General features: G+C 58.1%; 10 protein-coding genes and 1 pseudogene. 5 read left to right on the top strand and 6 right to left on the bottom strand.

Annotated elements, in window-relative coordinates:
- Positions 1-81: 81 nt before the first annotated feature.
- Complete coding sequence (locus BLR57_RS16835) at positions 82-846, top strand: IclR family transcriptional regulator (RefSeq protein WP_089699525.1); 765 nt, start codon at positions 82-84, stop codon at positions 844-846.
- A gap of 562 nt (positions 847-1,408) precedes the next feature.
- Here the strand turns inward: BLR57_RS16835 and BLR57_RS16830 are convergent.
- Together BLR57_RS16830 and BLR57_RS16825 are read right to left on the bottom strand one after the other, a co-directional pair.
- Entirely contained in the window at positions 1,409-4,267 is a 2,859-nt protein-coding gene (locus BLR57_RS16830; RefSeq protein WP_089699523.1) for a UvrD-helicase domain-containing protein, read from the bottom strand.
- Complete coding sequence (locus BLR57_RS16825) at positions 4,264-6,852, bottom strand: PD-(D/E)XK nuclease family protein (protein ID WP_170830688.1); 2,589 nt, start codon at positions 6,850-6,852, stop codon at positions 4,264-4,266. Before BLR57_RS16825 ends, BLR57_RS16830 begins: the two co-directional genes overlap by 4 nt.
- Before the next feature lie 351 nt (positions 6,853-7,203).
- Between BLR57_RS16825 and BLR57_RS16820 the strand changes: the two genes are divergently transcribed.
- Positions 7,204-7,881: a helix-turn-helix domain-containing protein gene (locus tag BLR57_RS16820; protein ID WP_089699519.1), complete on the top strand. Its 678-nt coding sequence runs from the start codon at positions 7,204-7,206 to the stop codon at positions 7,879-7,881.
- A gap of 5 nt (positions 7,882-7,886) precedes the next feature.
- On the opposite strand, the gene BLR57_RS16815 is transcribed toward BLR57_RS16820, so the two are convergent.
- Genes BLR57_RS16815 through BLR57_RS16805 form a run of 3 tightly spaced genes read right to left on the bottom strand, consistent with a single transcriptional unit; the run spans position 7,887 to position 11,832 of the window.
- Positions 7,887-9,938, bottom strand: coding sequence for a dipeptide ABC transporter ATP-binding protein (locus BLR57_RS16815; RefSeq protein ID WP_089699517.1), 2,052 nt, complete (start codon positions 9,936-9,938; stop codon positions 7,887-7,889).
- On the bottom strand, positions 9,935-10,843 hold the full coding sequence (locus BLR57_RS16810) for an ABC transporter permease (RefSeq protein WP_089699515.1): 909 nt from the start codon (positions 10,841-10,843) through the stop codon (positions 9,935-9,937). Before BLR57_RS16810 ends, BLR57_RS16815 begins: the two co-directional genes overlap by 4 nt.
- Entirely contained in the window at positions 10,840-11,832 is a 993-nt protein-coding gene (locus BLR57_RS16805) for an ABC transporter permease (protein ID WP_089699514.1), read from the bottom strand. The genes BLR57_RS16810 and BLR57_RS16805 overlap by 4 nt, the downstream gene beginning before the upstream one ends.
- A 680-nt stretch (positions 11,833-12,512) precedes the next feature.
- Here BLR57_RS16805 and BLR57_RS16800 point away from each other — a divergent pair.
- Entirely contained in the window at positions 12,513-14,381 is a 1,869-nt protein-coding gene (locus tag BLR57_RS16800) for an ABC transporter substrate-binding protein (protein WP_394327579.1), read from the top strand.
- 191 nt (positions 14,382-14,572) lie between these two features.
- Positions 14,573-15,019 (top strand): universal stress protein, encoded by a 447-nt coding sequence (locus BLR57_RS16795; protein WP_089699512.1) that lies wholly within the window; start codon positions 14,573-14,575, stop codon positions 15,017-15,019.
- Positions 15,020-15,021: 2 nt separating this feature from the next.
- On the opposite strand, the pseudogene BLR57_RS19070 reads toward BLR57_RS16795, so the two are convergent.
- A pseudogene (locus tag BLR57_RS19070) lies at positions 15,022-15,123 on the bottom strand (DUF955 domain-containing protein); the annotation flags it as partial.
- Positions 15,124-16,782: 1,659 nt separating this feature from the next.
- Here BLR57_RS19070 and BLR57_RS16785 point away from each other — a divergent pair.
- Positions 16,783-17,019, top strand: a complete 237-nt coding sequence (locus BLR57_RS16785) for a hypothetical protein (RefSeq protein WP_139173385.1) — start codon at positions 16,783-16,785, stop codon at positions 17,017-17,019.
- Positions 17,020-17,123: the final 104 nt, after the last annotated feature.

Raw genomic sequence — 17,123 nt, 5'->3', positions numbered from 1 at the left:
TATGCCATTATTGAGCCATATACGGATAAATCAGTGTTCGACAGGGTAAAACATATAACCTCATCTCGTGATGCTACTCATATGGGAGGCACAAACGGACCGCCGCGACGCATCAAATCCGATATCACGCTCTTGCGGATACTGCAGTCACTCCAGGAGTCGGGGGGACAGACGATCACCGAGCTGGCAGACGAGCTGTCGCTCGCCAAGAGCACAGTCCACGCCCACGTGCACACGTTGGCGGAGGAGGGCTACTTGACCGAGGGCGAGAACGGCTTCGAGTTGGGGTTGCGGATGCTGGATCTGGGTGGTACCGTCCAAGATCGGTATCTCCCCGAACTGATCCGCCAGAAGGTGGACGAACTGGCGATCGAGACCGAAGAGCGGGCACAGTTCGTCGTCGAACAGGACGGCGTCGGCGTACATCTCTACTGTTCGTACGGGAAGAACGCGGTCCAGACGAACGTCTGGATTGGCCGACATTTCCCGCTCCACATCTCGGCTGCCGGGAAGGCGATCCTCGCGTATCTCCCAGAGGAGCGACGAGAGTCGGTTCTCCAGGGCGAACACGTTGCGTTCACCGAACACACCATAACCGACACTGAGACCATCAGAGCCGAACTCGAAGAGATCCGGGCCAACGAGTACGCGATCAACCAACAGGAGAGTACGCGCGGACTCAGGGCAGTCGGTGTCCCGATCATGGACCGCAACGACGAGATTCTCGGTGCCATCAGCATCTCTGGACCCACACACCGTATCAAGGGGAACGTCCTCCACGAAGAGATTCCCGACCTCATTCTCGGGGTCGCAAACGAAATCGAACTCCGGCTGGCCTTCCAGTGACGGACAGGAGAGTCAGAGACGCTCGCTGCGGTTTACTCCTCGAAGCTCGTCTCGGTGCGACACCACTGTTACCCTGTCTGTAACCGATTACATCCTGAGGAGATGAGTTCGACATTGTCGAACAGAGCCGTACTGGAGCCACAGCAGTCCGGGAGATGGGACATACACTCGACAGAGTATTACAAAACTATAGATGTAATGGACTCAGTGAGATGTCTCCGATACTGATCGATGCTGCTCAGAGACCCCCCGCAAGGAGACTCGGACACGCCACCGCTCGAAGGTTGGGAGCGACAGCATGGGAGCGTCCGAAGCGAGACGGTCTCTCGCTCTCCGAGAGAACATTCAACTACTTTTGTGTACATTCACGTCCAAGAAAGACCGGATACACTACCGGTGACCTTGCAGCCGAGACCCCGAACCACTACTCGTAGCCATGTGTTCACGTCCCGAGCCACCGCGACTGCGTCAGTTCGTAACGCGCTGCACCCTGGGCGCGCGAACGACGCTCCCTCTCCGGGGGCTGTTTCACGTCTACGGAGACGAGAGCGTTCAGTGAGGTCTACTGAGCACTGGTGTCCAAGCCCTGTTCTTCGGCGATCAGCTCGACGAGGTCCGATTCGGTGAGTGGATCGACCTCGACACGAGTCCCGTCGGCAGTGTAAAAGATGCTTGCAGTCACCTCTCGGTCGGGGAACCACTCGGCCAACACGTGGTAGTACACGCTGAGTTGCTTCCGGTACTCGTCCTCCGCGTGTCGTCCGAGGTCGGTCTTGAAGTCGATGATCTCGACAGCGTCGGGACGGATGTGGACGAGGTCGACGATTCCCGAGATGGTGACCCGCTCGCCGTCGACCGTGAGCGGGAGAGACGCGTCCTCCTCGACTCGCAGCTCCCCGTCAAGGGAGTCTATGAACGACTTGACGTGCCGCTCGTCGTCGTTCGATGGGTCGACGTCCCCCTCCAGCACGTACCGTTCGGCGAACTCGTGGGTCTGCGTTCCGAACGCGGTCCCTCTCCCGTCGTCGACGTCCTCGAACACGTCGTCGCGCATGAGCGTGTGTGGCGAGTGTCCGACCGGGCCGTCCGGCGTCGGCACGGCGATCTGCAAGCGCGCCTGCGTCGTCTCGCTGCTGTCGGCGTCCTGAACGTCGGGCTCCAGTTCCTTGACGTCGACCGGGAGGTCTTCGAGGAACGTGTTCGGGTTCTCGCCCGCGGAGAACACGAGATGGCTCTCGGCTCGCGTCATCGCGACGTAGAGCAAGCGTCGCTCCTCGTCGTAGCCACGCGGCAGGCACTTCCGGAGGACGTCACTTCGCCAGCTGTCGTAGATGTGGGGGTGGCCGTGGTCGTCGTCGTAGCGTTTCCGTTGGCGGAGTCCGATCGGATCGTCGAACGTAATCGCCGCACTGTTCCCACCCGAGGGCGGGAAGCGGTGTGCGTTCATGTTCGCGAGCACGACGATGGGATGTTCGAGTCCCTTCGCCGCGTGGATGGTCTGGACCGTCACCGAGTTCGTGCCAGCACTCGCGTGAACGTCGTGAGTGCTCCCCTCCTCGATGCCCCGTTCGATGAATCGGACGAGGTCACCTCGTGTCAACGTCGTCGCGCTGTGGACGGACTGGACCGTCGTCAACAGCACGTCCGCGTACGCCCCGTCGTAGCCGTACTGGGAGAAGACGCGCTGGGCAACCCCACCGACTGTCTCCAGTGACGCAAGCACCGACTTGAACGCCCGCAAATTGTCGGGATACGCCTCGCTCTCAAGGACGTGTTTGACTTCGTCGAGCGTGTAGCCAGCTTCCTCGAGGACGACGGCCCACCCTCGCTCCCCGTCGAATTCGAGGATTCGCAGCCACGCCAAGAGCAGTTTCGCCGGGTCGGACCGGAACAGCTCGATGCCACCCTCGTACGCCATCGGCAACCCGTACTCGTCGGCGACGGAGAGCAGTTCCCGGCCGAAGTCACGGGTCCGGGTGAGGACGGCGACGTCGCCGTACTCCGGGGGACGGAGTTCGTCGTCCTCCTCGACCTGGTACGCGTCGTTCCCGACGATCTCCTGTATCTTGGTCAGGACGGCCTCGTGTTCGTCCTCGTGTCGAATCGCCTCGATCCGGGAGTTCTCGTGGGCGGTGTTCGAGGAGAGCGACACGATGCGGTCTCGGACGGCCGCCTCGTCGACGTCGTCCGTGCTCGCGGCGGGCGTCACCAGACTGTGCTCGGAGAAGTCGAGGATGGCCTGCGTCGACCGGTAGTTCTCGACGAGCTCGATACCGGTGACCGGGCGTGTCGCCCACGAGACGCGCTCGTGGTCTTCGTTGAGTTCGTCGACGAAACGGTCCAGTCGAGATTCGAACTCGGTGATGTTCTCGACGGCCGCATACTGGAACGAGTAGATGCTCTGTTTCCAGTCGCCGACGACACAGACGTTGTTCGTGTCCGCGAGCAGGAGTGCGAGTTTGAACTGGATCTCGCTGGAGTCCTGGAACTCGTCGATCATCACGTACTCGAAGGCGACGTCGTCGCGGAGTCGGTGGTCGTCACAGAGCAGTACGAACGTAAATAATTGGAGGAAACTGAAGTTGAGGTAGTTCCGACTGAGCGCGAACGCCAGATACTCGTGGTAGACGTCGTGGACGAAGCTCTTGAGAGCCTCTCGCTCTTCGTCGAACGCCAGTCGTGCGACGGTAGCGGGAACTTGCTTCTCACCCCATCCGCCACGGACCTCGTCTTCCTCAGGCGCGTCTGGGAGGTAGCATTTGTCGTTCCCGTAGCCCCCGAGTTTCGAGCGCAGTTCGGACTGCTTGCTCCCGCCGTTTCGGGGCTGGTTCAGCTCGTCGAAGATCTCACGGAACGCCTCGAAGTCACCGTCCAGATGCCGCTCGCCGTTCCGGTACCAGCCATCGGCGGTCGGGAAGACGCCCTTCGCCGCGAGCTGATTGATCAATCCGAGGAGTTCGACCGGCTCGTCGACGGCGCGGAAGAAGTCGTCGTGTTCGGGATGGTCGTCGCTGAACCGACGGACGAACTCGCGGAACCGCTCTCGCTCGACGTTCTCGTCTTCGAGGACGCGCGTGGACCCCGTAATCCGGTCGTCGATGCCGAGGAGCGTCGGGGCCTCGAAGCCGTGTTCCATGAGGATGTCGTGACAGAGGCTGTGGAACGTCTGGATCGGCGCGTCGGAGAGTTCGCGCATCCCGTAGTCACAGTTGGCGACGATTCGCTCTCGCATCTCCGTCGCCGCGTTGTTGGTGAACGTTACGAGGAGGACGTCCTCCGGCTCGACGTCGTCCTGGTCGACGATCTCCGCGTAGCGTCGGGTGACGGTGAACGTCTTTCCGGTCCCGGCACCGGCGTCTACGACGTGGATGCCCGCTTTGCTGTCGATGAGGTCCTGCTGGCGGTCGTTCGGTGCGGTCATCGCGAACCACCCTCAAGGATGCAGTCTCGGTTGTCCACGTACCGGTAGTTCGGGTCACCACCGAGTCCCTGAACCGGGAACCGCTCGTCACCGGCACGACGGCCGTTCAACTCCGACAGCCGCTCGCGGACGAACTGCTCGAACGCGTCCACGTCGCCAGCGAAATAGTTCCGGTCGCGAATCCGACGGAGATGTCTCAGAGCCTGTTTGCAGCCGTTTTTCACGTATTTGTAGTCCCCGACGTCAGCGACCAGTCGGTCGGTGAGTGCTTCGCCGAACTCGGAGTCGACGAGTTCGTCGCTGTCGCTGGCATCCGGGAACTCGTGCGCATCCAACACGGCCTGATACACCTCGTACGTCGACTTCGAGAAGGTCTTGTTGCAGTCGTTGGCGGCGTCTTCCTGCAGTTCGGTGAAGACAGCCGGACTCGCGATATACTCCTCGTAGCTGACCGGGTGGTACGTGACCGTCGTGAGGCAGTCGTCGAGCGACCCGTCACCAGTCACCACGTCGTCGAGCGTTTCAAGGAAGTGGAAGAAGGTGAACTGTAGTTGCTCGTCCGGATGCTCGGTCCGCTGGTGGGCGAGATAGAGGAGTGCTTGGAAGTTCGGCCTGTCGCTCGGTGGGTCGAACGCCGAGTGCTTGACGACGGAGTACGCCGACTTCTTCGACCCGCTTTTGTAGTCGAGGAGTCGGGTCGGGCTGTGGACGAGGTCGATCTTCCCCTTCACTCCGAGGTCGGTGTTCTCGAACCAGCGTTCGGTGTGCGACGCGTCGATGGGACGGTCGTAATACTCGGCGAAAAAGTTCTCTCCCCAGCCACTGTCCGACGTCGCCAGGCCGTCACCCTGCGGCGGATTCGCTTCGAGGAACTCGACGATGGTTCGGAGACCGATGCGGTACTTGGTGAGTCGGACCTCCCGGTCGACGCCGCGGAGGAACGGGTCGACCTCTTCGAGCATGACGTCTGCAACCTCGTCGAGCGTGTCCGTCGTGACGACGTCCAGATGCGAGACGTAAAACTCTGCGAAGTCGTGGAACAGGTTCCCCTCTCTGAAATACTCCTTATCGGGGTTGTCGACGAGTCGACTGAAGAAGTAATCGCGGGGAGAGTTGACGTAAGTGTTCAGACTCGACTGGCTCAGGGCGGTGGCCTCTTCGGGTGGGACGTCGAGCGGTTCCCTGTCGAACCCGTCCTGCGTCGGCCGGGAGACTCGTGTGTGCTGCAGTGAGTCCAAGTCACTGAACCGGTCGAACTCCTCGTCGAACAGCTCCTCGAAGTAGAGACACGGGGTGACGGGCGACCCACCGGCGGTGTCCTGCACGAGGTAGTACTGGTCGACGCCGTTCTGCAGGAGGCGTTGGAACTGCCGGATGTTCCGCTCGAACTCCTGGTCTCGGTCGACCCACGGCCGACGCGGCGACGACTGTGTCCACCCCTCGTCGAGCCCGAGATAGAACACGACGGCGCGGTCGACGTGGGCGGCCGATTTCGCATCGGCCAGCAGGACACCCTCGTTCTCACGCTCGACTGGGACTTCGTACGACTGCAGATAGAACTCCAGTCGGTCGACTGCCGGTTCGGTGACGGTGACGTCGAGGAGACCCAGCGTCGCGAGTTCGTCTCGGAACGCGTCGGTGGTGGTGTCCGTGACCGCCTCGTATGCATCGATGGCTTCCGCGAACGTACTGGAGGGAATCTCGTCACGGAAGTCGAGGAGCCAGTCCACTTCCGGCCGGTCGAGATCCGAGAGACGCTTCTCGTCGTGTTCGATATCGATGGCCATCCCGAGCTGGGTGAGGAGTGGTCGGACGTCGCCAACCCGCGTCTCTCGGCCAGCGTGGGCGGTTCGGAGGAGTTGGAGGAACGCGCGGTGGCGTGCATCGTCGGCGAAGCCCGGCCCGCCGTAGTACGGGACGCCCGCGGCTTCGAACGCCGACTCGACGAGCGAGGAGTACTGACTGGCGGCATCGAGGACGACAGCCACGTCGTCGGCGTTCTCCTCGGTGACGGTGTCGAGGACGACGTCGACGATTGCGGCCGGTGAGTCGAAGATTCGGAACGGTGGCTGGTCGAACGGCTCTTCGGTGAACGGGTCGACCGTCTCGTAGTCCGAAGGGAGAACCGACCGTTCGAGTTCCGTGAGTTGCTCGAAGCCGACGACCGCGACCGACGTCTCGGCGTCGATGCTGTACTCGGTGAGGCGTCTGGACGTCGTGTCCATATCGGCGATGCAGTCGACAGCGGTGCGGGTCGCCGCTGTCGCGAACTGTTCATAGTCGAGAACGGCGTCAGCCGTCCCCTGATACTCCCAACACTGGAGGATGTTACCGACCGCGTAGGCCGTCTCTTTCCAGCCGAGGTCGGTCGTCCGGATGAGTTCGAGAAACGCGAGTCGATCCTCGGCTTCTTCTCGACGTCGGGCCGCCAGCCGACGTGGCGTGATTGCGAACGGTCCGAAGTGGGGGTGGTCCAGACGCCGATTCAGGGCACTTGCCATCGGCGCGTCCGGTACGAGCACAAGGTCGAACGCCTTGCATTCCTCGTAGAGAGAATCGATAGACTTCGCCCGTGTAAGTGACACGGACTACCGGACTCGGGTGGGTTGTAAATAGATGTCGTCGAACTGCTTGGATGCGTGTGGGACGAACCGGTCGGTACTCGAGTGGATACCTGCCCTATGATTTTCCTGAGAAAAATTCCTCCGGATTCATCAAATGAATACTTGACATGACCCCCCTCGGTCTGGAATCACTCCAGCCTCATCACAACCGATCCGTCAGGTGTAGATATTTGATTTGCGGAATCGCTCACGCAGCCGCAAGTTGGTGAGCACAGAGCCAATCAGTTTCGTGTCGGAGCCTCAGCGGAGATGCCGTCTTAAGGGCTACCGAACGTATCCTTTTATAATGCAGTATTCAACTACTCTAAGTCGGTGCTCCGTATAGGATTCAAGACACAGCCGACTGGAACCCTGAAGCGCCTGAATCAGGCCATCGATAGTAAGAGCATTACACTTGACGACGCGTTCTTCGTCGAGGAGGGCAAGTGGTTTCTGTCGCTTACAGTCTCAACTGACGGAGTGTACGATTTCAATGAGATATTCCAGAACATCCAGGGCACAGTTCTATTCCACCAGCACCAAGCCAGCGATAAAGTAACGAATACAAATCGAACGCAGCTCATGGTGTTCTCGCTCGAACCATACCCGTTCATCCTCAACCTTCTTCTTCGGAACAAAGCCATCCCAAACAAAATCATACTCAAAGACCAGTTGCTACACGTTGTCGTGAGTGTCGACGTCTGGGACAACTTTCAGCGATTAGGCGAGGAGGTTGAAGACAAGTTGGGTAACTTTGAGCTTCTGGAGGTCACTCAAGAGACCGACTTCGGCACTACCCTCAACACTGCACAGCGGATGAGCAGCATTCTCAGTGAGTTAACTGACAAGCAGGTTGAGGCTCTCGAAACGGCGTACGAGATGGGGTATTTCGATAGCCCTCGGAAAGCGACGGCCAGCGAAGTCGGAGAAAAGCTTGAGGTCGCACAGTCCACATTCAGTCAGCGGCTTCGTGATGCGGAACACGCGCTTCTCAAGGCGGTTCTCGAATGACGAGCCTACAACTCTTGTTTTAATTCTGAGTGTAATCGCTCCCCCTCGACCGGGAAGTAACACGCCACCGATTGTTCCTCTTTCCCCGTCTGGTCAAGGTCCGGTTCCGCGTCGAAACACTCCGGCTGGGCTTTCGGACACCGCTCAGCAAACTTACATCCACTGGAGAGGTCAATGGGATCCGGCGGCTCCCCATCTAGGAGAACTCGTTCCCTCGTAATCGAGGGATCCTTCTCTGGCGACGCTTCAAGTAGCGATGACGTGTATGGATGCTTCGGATTGGAGACGAGTCGATCCGTCTCACCGATCTCCATAAACCGGCCGAGATACATAATCGCTAAGCGATCGGAGACGTGAGCAAGGCTGGCCAGGTCGTGTGAGATGTAGATGATGCTGATGTCTTCTTTTTCCGAGAGTTCGCGAAATAGGTTCAGGAGATTTACCTTTAGCGAGACGTCGAGCATCGATGCCGGTTCGTCACAGACCAGCAGTTTGGGTTCGAGAATGAGTGCCCGAGCAATAGCGACGCGTTGCCGCTGCCCACCCGAGAGTTCGTGTGGATACTGAGAGAGGAACTTTGACGCCGGTTCGAGTCCGACACGTTCCAGCGTGTCCTCGACTTTCTGCTCACGGTCATCGGGATCATAGTTGTGGATCGTGAGGGGCTCTTCGACCAACTGCCGCACCGTTAGCCGCGGATTGAGCGAATCGAACGGGTCTTGGAAGATTATCTGTACCTGCTTGCGGAACGACTGGATATCTTTCTGATACTCGTCGACATCTCTGCCGTCAAATCGCATCTGGCCGCCGGTCGGCTCTTCGAGCAACGCGATTGTCTCCCCGAGCGTTGATTTGCCACAGCCGCTTTCGCCAGCGATTCCGAAGATTTCGGACTCGTTCACGGAGAAAGAGACCCCGTCAACCGCTTTGACCGTGTCCGGCGGGGTCTGCTTCAGCCCTTCGATGATTCCCTGTTTGAGTTCGTAGTGTTTCTCCAAGTTGTCGACTTCGAGCACCGGTCTGCCGATATCCTTCTTGCCAGGGTTCTGCTGGATGCCCCACGTTTCCGGGTCAGTTGCCTCCTCGCGCATCGCTGCAGCTTTGTTGACGAAGTGGCAGGCGGAGCGCTGATTCCGGTTCGGAATCTCTTCGAGCGGTGGGACCGATTCCTCACACTCCTGCTCCGCAAACGGACATCGGTCTTTGAACGTGCACCCCGTCGGTTCCGCATTGAGGTCCGGGGGGGATCCCGGAATGGCGACGGGCGTGTTATTCGTATCATCCAACTCTGGGAAGGAGCTTTTCAGCCCCATCGTGTATGGGTTCGTCGGGTTCGTCAGTATGTTCCCGACGTTGCCCTGTTCCATGACCTTCCCCCCGTACAGCACGGAAAGTTCTTCGCAGGTCTCGGCGATGACGCCGATGTCGTGGGTCACCAAGAGCAGCGACGCGTCGATCTCCTCTTGGATTTCGTTGATCTTGTGGACGATTTTGTCCTGAACTATGACGTCAAGGCCAGTCGTCGGTTCGTCCGCAATGATCAACGAGGGATCGAGCGCGAGTGCCATCGCAATCGTCACCCGCTGTCGCATCCCACCGGAGAACTCGTGTGGATACTCGTCGATACGGCTGGGATCGAGTTCGACGAGTTCGAAGAGTTCCTTGACTCGATCTTCGGCCTTGGCGTCCGAAACCTTCCGGTGTTTCGTGATGGCCTGTTTGATCTGGTCACCAGTCGTCATTACCGGGTCCAGTGCGTCCATCGCACTCTGTGGAATGTACGCGATCTCCTCCCATAGGAGGTTGCGTCTTTCTGTCTCGGACATCTGGGTGATGTCTTCCCCTTTGAATTCGAGCGAGCCCGCCTCGACGGTCCCATTGTCGGGCAACAGACCCAGAATCGCCTGTGCAATGGTCGATTTCCCCGACCCGCTCTCACCGACGAGACCGTAGTTGCTGCCGTGTTCGACATCGAAGGAGACTCCGTTGACGGCGTGAACCTTGGAATCGGCTGTTTCGTACGTTACCTTCATGTCGTCGACGTTCAGTAATGTCATTGGTTTCTAATTTCCGGGTTGGTGATTTCTTCGTACGCCCGTCCCACGAGGAAGACCGCGGTCGTCACGGACGCGATACCGAGTGCTGGCGGGAGAACCCACCACCAAGCCGTGCGTATCGCACCTGACGTGAACACGGCTCTGAGCATCTGTCCCCAGCTCGTCGTCGTCGGGTCGCCGAAACCCAAGAAGGCGAGACTCGCCTGAACCGCGATCGACCACGCAATGCCGTACGCTGTGTACAGCACGCCGATCGAGAGGACGTTCGGCGCGACGTGTACGAACATCGTCCGCAGGTCGCTGGCACCGCTCGCGCGGGCGGACTTTACAAACGTTCGCTGTTTAACGGAGAGTACCTCCGAGCGAACGACGCGAGCTGGAATCTTCCAGAGGAAGAGCATTATGATGAGCGTGATAATCAGGATGTTCGGCTCGACGAACGTGAGTATGAGCAGTGCCATCGGTAGCAGCGGCAGCGAATAGGTCAAATCGGTGAACCGCATCAACACCTCGTCGACGTAGCCACCGAAGTACCCGCTTGTTAGTCCGACGAGGAACCCGAGAACGGACGTTCCAACACCGCCAAGCAGCCCAACGATGAATGTCGGCCGTGCGCCGACGAGGAACTGACTAAGGATATCTTGTCCGAAAGAAGTCGTCCCGAGCGGCGCCGCAACACTCGGCGAACTGAGTCGAAGGATCTCTCCCTGCGCGTTCGTCACCTGATAATTAAACGGTGAGTGCGGGGCTAACATCGGGCCGAAGATTCCCAGGAAGAAGAACCCGGCCAGAATCACCAGCCCGCTGGCCGCTAACTGGTCCTGAAGGAGGTACCAAAATTGCTTTTTTGCCTGTTCGAGGCGTCGGTCGACGGTGTCGTTGATGGAGAAGTTCGTAATGCTCATACACTACCACCACTGGCATCGACGTTCGGATCGAAGTGCGCGTATAGGATGTCTGCGATCAGGTTCATCGTGATCACGGCGAGGGCCATGATGAATACGGCCGCCTGGACGAGCGGATAATCCTGTTGGGAGATGGCCTTCACAAGCTCTTGGCCAATCCCCGGCCATCCGAACACCACCTCTAGCAGAATGAGGCCTTGGAAGATCATCCCGAGCCGGAGTGCGAAGTAAGTCAGCAGCGGCAACATCGTGTTCCGACCGGCACGTGCGAGCTGTTCATGTTCAGTCAGCCCCTTGGCCTTGTGAAGCTGGAGGAATTCGGAGCCTTTCTTCTCGACGACCCCGTTTCGGGCGAGCAACAGAAAGTCGCCACTGTAGTACAATACCGCCGTACTGAACGGGAGTATGTAGTGATGGAGGAAGTCGATTGAGAGATACGTGTCAACGATCCCTGTCGATTCCGCCGTGACGCTTCGCATCCCGAACGGTGGGAACAGATTCAGCGTGTAGGCGAACATGATCAGGAACAGGAGACCACTGATGAAGATTGGAGTCGAGCGGAAGAACGTCGACACGACGATACTGAGCTTCTCGAACTTCGATCCCCGGTTCCAGCCAGCATACATCCCCGCGACACTGCTCACAATCGCGGTCGTCACGAGTGCCGGAACGAGGAGGATGAGTGTGTTCAGAAGCTTCGGGCCGATGATCGACCAGACGCTCGAACTACTCTGGATGGAGTACCCGAACTGGAGCGTCAGCATATTTTTGATGTACAGTAGGTACTGCTTCCAGAGTGGTTCAGTCAGGCCGTAGAGTTCGAGAATCTCCTGTTGTTGTTCCGGCCCGATGTTTCCCGTCGTGAACAGTGCGGTAAACGGACTCCCCGGCAGGAGTCGAAGGACCAGAAAAATCACTGATGTCGCGACGAGTACCAGCCCGATGGAGATTGCGATTCGTTTCAGCAGGAACCGTCTGAAGGCACTCATGGATGAATCACGGGAGTGCTCTCCCTGCCTGCCCGTGCGATAGCCTCACGTTGATGCGGCTGCTTCCGTGCCATTGCGTTCCACCCTTGACCAGCCGTGGGCATCAATCCGATTACGAATGCCATAGAATATCATCGGTTTTTATATGGGGGTGGATACGTGCTGTCGCTGGGCCGGTACTATCTGCATCACAGACCTACTCGAAACCCCCGCTGACTGCTCGAACTCCCACAGCTCGGACACGCGAGCGGGAGGAGCTGTACACCATAGACTCGGTTCCACGTTCGGTTCCCTGAAGCGGGCAGACGACGATGAGAGTACGTTCGAGGGTTCCAGAAACCAGTTCACTCTTTTGACTGCGGGGTAAGTCCTGACGGTCGACGACCGGAGCTTCGGGCACGTCCCTCTCAGACACGGGCCGATTCAGCGCGATAAGATCGATAGGACAGTTGTGCGGTTCAACACGACATTTCGCCCTGAGAGACTATTCTTGTGGCCGGAGTATAGCATAGCTTATAAAGAATAATGTGGTTCACTGCCAATCGTGAGTACACTAATGTTATTTTGGGGGTATTAAATCGGATGTCATGGAAGACAGTGACAGGCTAGACGGGCCAAAGCAGAACAGCACCGACTCGACCACAACAACTCGGCGGACGTATCTGCGGAGCGTTACGGCGATGGGCGTCGCCGGTATGGGCGCGCTCGCTGGCTGTTCGGGTTCGAGTAACTCTGATTCGGTCGACCCGGAGGTTCCAGATGGCGTGCCCGCTGAGGTTCAATCACAGTACTGGCGCGACGACTGGCCGCACGTCAGTGACGAGCAGTATTCCCAGGGGCCACCGATTAGCCGTACTGCGAGCGCGGGGGCGGCGGTGGATCCCATCTCGATGGAGTACTCCCGCGAGGTCAGCCCGTGGATGCAACAGTATGCGTTCATGTTCCAAGAGGGATTCAACCAGCTTGGTGCTTCAACGGATCTGAACAACCGCCCCCTCAATCAACTATACGCAGAGAGTTGGGCACCTGCCGGACTCGAAGCTGTGATCTCGATGAGCATCCACGGACCGGACCCGATCCGCGCGGTTAGTCCCGTGGCACTGTTGATGCGCAAACATCAGGGAAGCCCGTCATTTTACGAGAAATGGTGGCACCCGCGTATGCAGGAGGTGCTCAGTGAGCAAGCGATCACAACGGGGAACGAGGAGAAGCGCGTCGAGCTGATCAAAGAAGCCCAACAGATTTTCTCCGATGACGTCGCGGGAATCATCCCGTTCTTCCCGGACCTCGTCACGGCTGCGAACACAGAGAAGTTCGAGGGGTACGTGAACATGCCTGGGAACGGACCGACGCGAGACACGATCCCCTGGTCCGAACCCAACCTCCAGCCGAACACCGACGAGACGAGTTACGTCAAGGGTACCACGACGACGATGGACACTCTCAACCTTCCGTGGGGAGGAGGTGGACCCGAGGACTTCACACTCCGGTACATCTACGACGGACTGCTCGACGTCGGCCCAGACCTCCAGTTGGTCCCAGCACTGGCGACCGACTGGGAGTTCATCGACGACACCACGGTCGACTTCGAGCTTCGTGAAGGCGTTCAATGGCACGACGGAGAAGAGTTCACACCGAGCGACGTGAAGTTCACCGTCGAGTACTACACAGAGAACGATGCGATCAACCAGACCCTCTTCTACAATCCGGTCGAGAGCGCGGAGGTAGTCTCCGAGGGTAGCGGTGGCACGATTCGGTTCAACCTGAAAAACCCCAACCCAACGTTCATCTCACACAGTGCCGTCAACAGCGTCATCATCCCCGAACACCGCTGGGAAGACATCGATACGCCCTCTCAGCACACACCGGATCCGCCGATCGGAACGGGACCGTTCCAGTTCGATAGTTGGAGTCAGGGCTCGCGCTTCCGCGTCAAAAAATGGGACAACAACTGGAAATGGGACGACGAGTTCCGCTCCGAGGTGCTCGGTGACGACTTCGCGAGCGGCGACGGCATCGACGAACTCATCTGGTCGAACGTCGGGAACACCGACGCCATGATCGGGGCTATCAACAGCGGCGATATCCACTCTATCGACGGGACGCTCTCGATCAGCCAGGCTGAGCGCGCCACGGAATCACCGGCGGTGGAGAAGTTTACGGTCGAGAACTTCGCCCCGTTGGACACGAAGCTAAACTTCCTCGTGCCGATCATCCGGGACAAGGAATTCCGGAAAGCACTGGCGCATTCGATTGACAATGAGGGCTTCGTCGAAGACGTGCTCGGCGGCCGAGCGACCGTGGCCGAAGGACAGAACCCCGCCTCACCGCTTCACTCGAAGTGGTATAATTCGAACGTCGAGGGCTACGCTTACGATACAGACAAAGCACGAACCATCCTCGAGAAAGCGGGGTACACGTGGAACAACGATACCCTCCATTATCCGAACGGCGAAGCATGGGGAGCGTTCGTCGAGCGTATCCAAGATGGGAATACGTACAAACGGCGAACCGACCTCGACCAGCCTGACTTCTCCAGTTCGAGCTAACCAGAAGTCGCCCTGTCTCCCTCTATCCGGGGTCCATTCGGCGTGACGGCAGCAATTTTTTTTTTTCCAAGATGTGTCGGTCTCAGACACCCCTCTGCCTGATAAACGCCGGTACTTATCGTTGCCTATCGGGGAAGCGTTGATTCGGTGTTCGCCCGTTCGCAATACTGGAGAACCAGACGAAACAATCCATGACAATACTCACAGCAATCGGTGAGGGCGACCACTCCCGAGCTGTCGTCTCGACCGCATACGACCTCGCAGAAGCGTATGACGATGTCCTTCTTGCAATCCATGTGATTCCACAGGAGGACTTCGACGAACACAAGCAAGCACTCAGTTCGATCCCGAACTTCGACAAAATATCCATAAATCAGAAGGAACAGAGCGGTGCCGATATCGCACGGAAAGTCATCAACGAGTCACTGGACGGATACGATCGAGACCGCGTTGAAACACGCGGGCGTGTGGGGAATCCAGCGGATAAAATTCTCGCCGAATCCGACCACATCGAGCCGCGGTTTATTGTGCTGGGGTCGAAACGCCGGTCCCCCGTTGGGAAAGCAATCTTCGGAAGTACGACCCAACAAGTGTTACTGGAGGCGGATCATCCCGTCGTGACTACAGCAACAGACTAACTATCGACAAGGTCGTCGATCCACTGTTCGATGGTACTGTGCATCTCGTCACGTCGGGTGTCGGAGTCGTCGAAGGACACCGCTGCGTAGTCACTCGTCGCCATGAATTTCTCGCGAGCACTCCAGGTTTGGAATGCTCCGCACCCTTTGGGGCAGAAAAATCGCTGGTGAGGAGCGGTTTCTCAGTCTCCGGCTACGTGCCACATTACGTGAACTCACAAAATCCAGACGAGTCCGCGATGTCGAATTGAGGCTCGCGCACGGAGAACGGTACTTCAGTGGACGTCGGCGCGGCGTGCGAGCTCCGTCGCTGAGACTCGAAGAGCAAACATCGGTTGCACTTCCACAAGCCACCGAAATCACCGACCTCGAACTCCCGTCGCCCCATCCACTCGAAGTATACGCCACCGTCTTCAGGCGATAGAGCGAGCATCGAGATACTGTGGTCGGCACGGTGATCCTGTATGAGGCGAGCAAGAATTCAAAAAAAGACTAGAAACTCATTTTATTGGACAATAATGCGACTACAGAACGAACCACTTCACATGGTTGGCAACCATGCTTGTCGAGTCGCCGCAGGGGTCACTGGCCCCGGTACGCAGGTCGAGTAAGCACGTCCAGCCACGTGGGCTGGAGAGGTCGATCCATAACAACACAATGTACAGAAACCTCGCGGGAAGCGGGCCAGCATGCGCGAATCTAGCGTTTCAGTCGAGACAGTTCGAGATGTCACTCTTCCGTCGCAGTTCATGAGCTCGTGAGTCCGTGAGTTCGTCGTGACGTCTCGGCCGTCCGAGCCGGATTCTGTCGTTTTTCGACGGGATGTACCTACTTCACTCCCAACCGTCCGTCGATCCCGGTCGAGACCGAAGGGTCGGCAGAAGAACCCGTCGAGCAGTGGCGGTGTCAACACTGGCGTCGCGCTCGCCCGTCGGATCCGACTTCGACTTGAACCATTGAATATTTTGTCTGATTACTTCTGTTTCTATCAGTGTGTGCGGACGGTCTAAGCGATCGGTGTTCTGAACAGCCTGTCCGAGCGATTCGATGGCGCGTCGTCCGAGCCGACGACGGCGACCGAGTCTCGGCCTCGGTGCTGTCTTCGCCAGTGTAAGTGACACGGACTACCGGACTCAGGTAGGTTGTGAAAATGTATCGCTGGGTAGACATTCTGGATAGGGTAACCAACGTGGTGGAAATGCTGTTCACTCGTTGGTTACTGGCCAGCCCTGAGTAGCACCAACGTCTCCTCGTGTTCGACGATCTGATGCTACTAAAGAAAAAAGAGATAGCACCAGTTGGAGTCTGTTGACCACAGACTGAACCAGTCTACTCGTTGACTACTGTTCTCTTACAGAGAATCTCATCTGGCAGAACATTACATAGCTAGGGCTGTAAATCGCGTAAGTAGAGACTGATTTCGGATGCAGAAACGGGGAAACTTGTTCTGACATTCAGAACACATTAGGCGTCTGAACTGAAACTATGTTAATAGTTGATGGTACTGAAGAGTGGGGGGTCGGATGAAAATCAGCGACTCTATTCGGACGGTTGACGCTGAAGCGATCGCTGTCGGAACGACGGACAGAGCACAGACCGACGCTGTTCGGATCGTCGCGCCGTAACGTTCGAATCGACTCTACACGCTGGGAGTTTGAGAGCTGAAGTCGGTGGAGACACGTGAATTAAGAGGGTCGACGCACAGATACGGATGAATACTAATGTCGGAGTCAAGTTGGTCATGGGAGGAGTTCTGGGACGTCATGGAGAGTTTCAGCTATCTCTGGTTCGGCATCGCAGTCGCTGACCTACTGTTTGGTCTACTGGCCGTCGTCGCGTTAGTTGTGGCCTCTCTCGGCCCCTCTGACCCCGGATACGTGGTCGTCGTTCTTACCCTTGTACTGATCGTCGCGACGTTGATCCCGGTCTCGTTTGTGCTCTATCGGCTCAGACAACGGGAAATCGAACGCGCAAAGCGTCAATCGTGGGATAAAAGGTGAGCTGATCGGCGGTAGGCCGCTTCATGAAAGACTCGAACTCGCTCCAGCAGACGGGCTGTTCTTCCCCTTCCAACTATCACAGGGAGAGCGATTGGAGTAGAGGC

The organism is Halogranum gelatinilyticum (assembly GCF_900103715.1).
Taxonomy (GTDB): Archaea; Halobacteriota; Halobacteria; order Halobacteriales; family Haloferacaceae; genus Halogranum; species Halogranum gelatinilyticum.
This window is presented reverse-complemented; position numbering and strand designations above follow the sequence as displayed.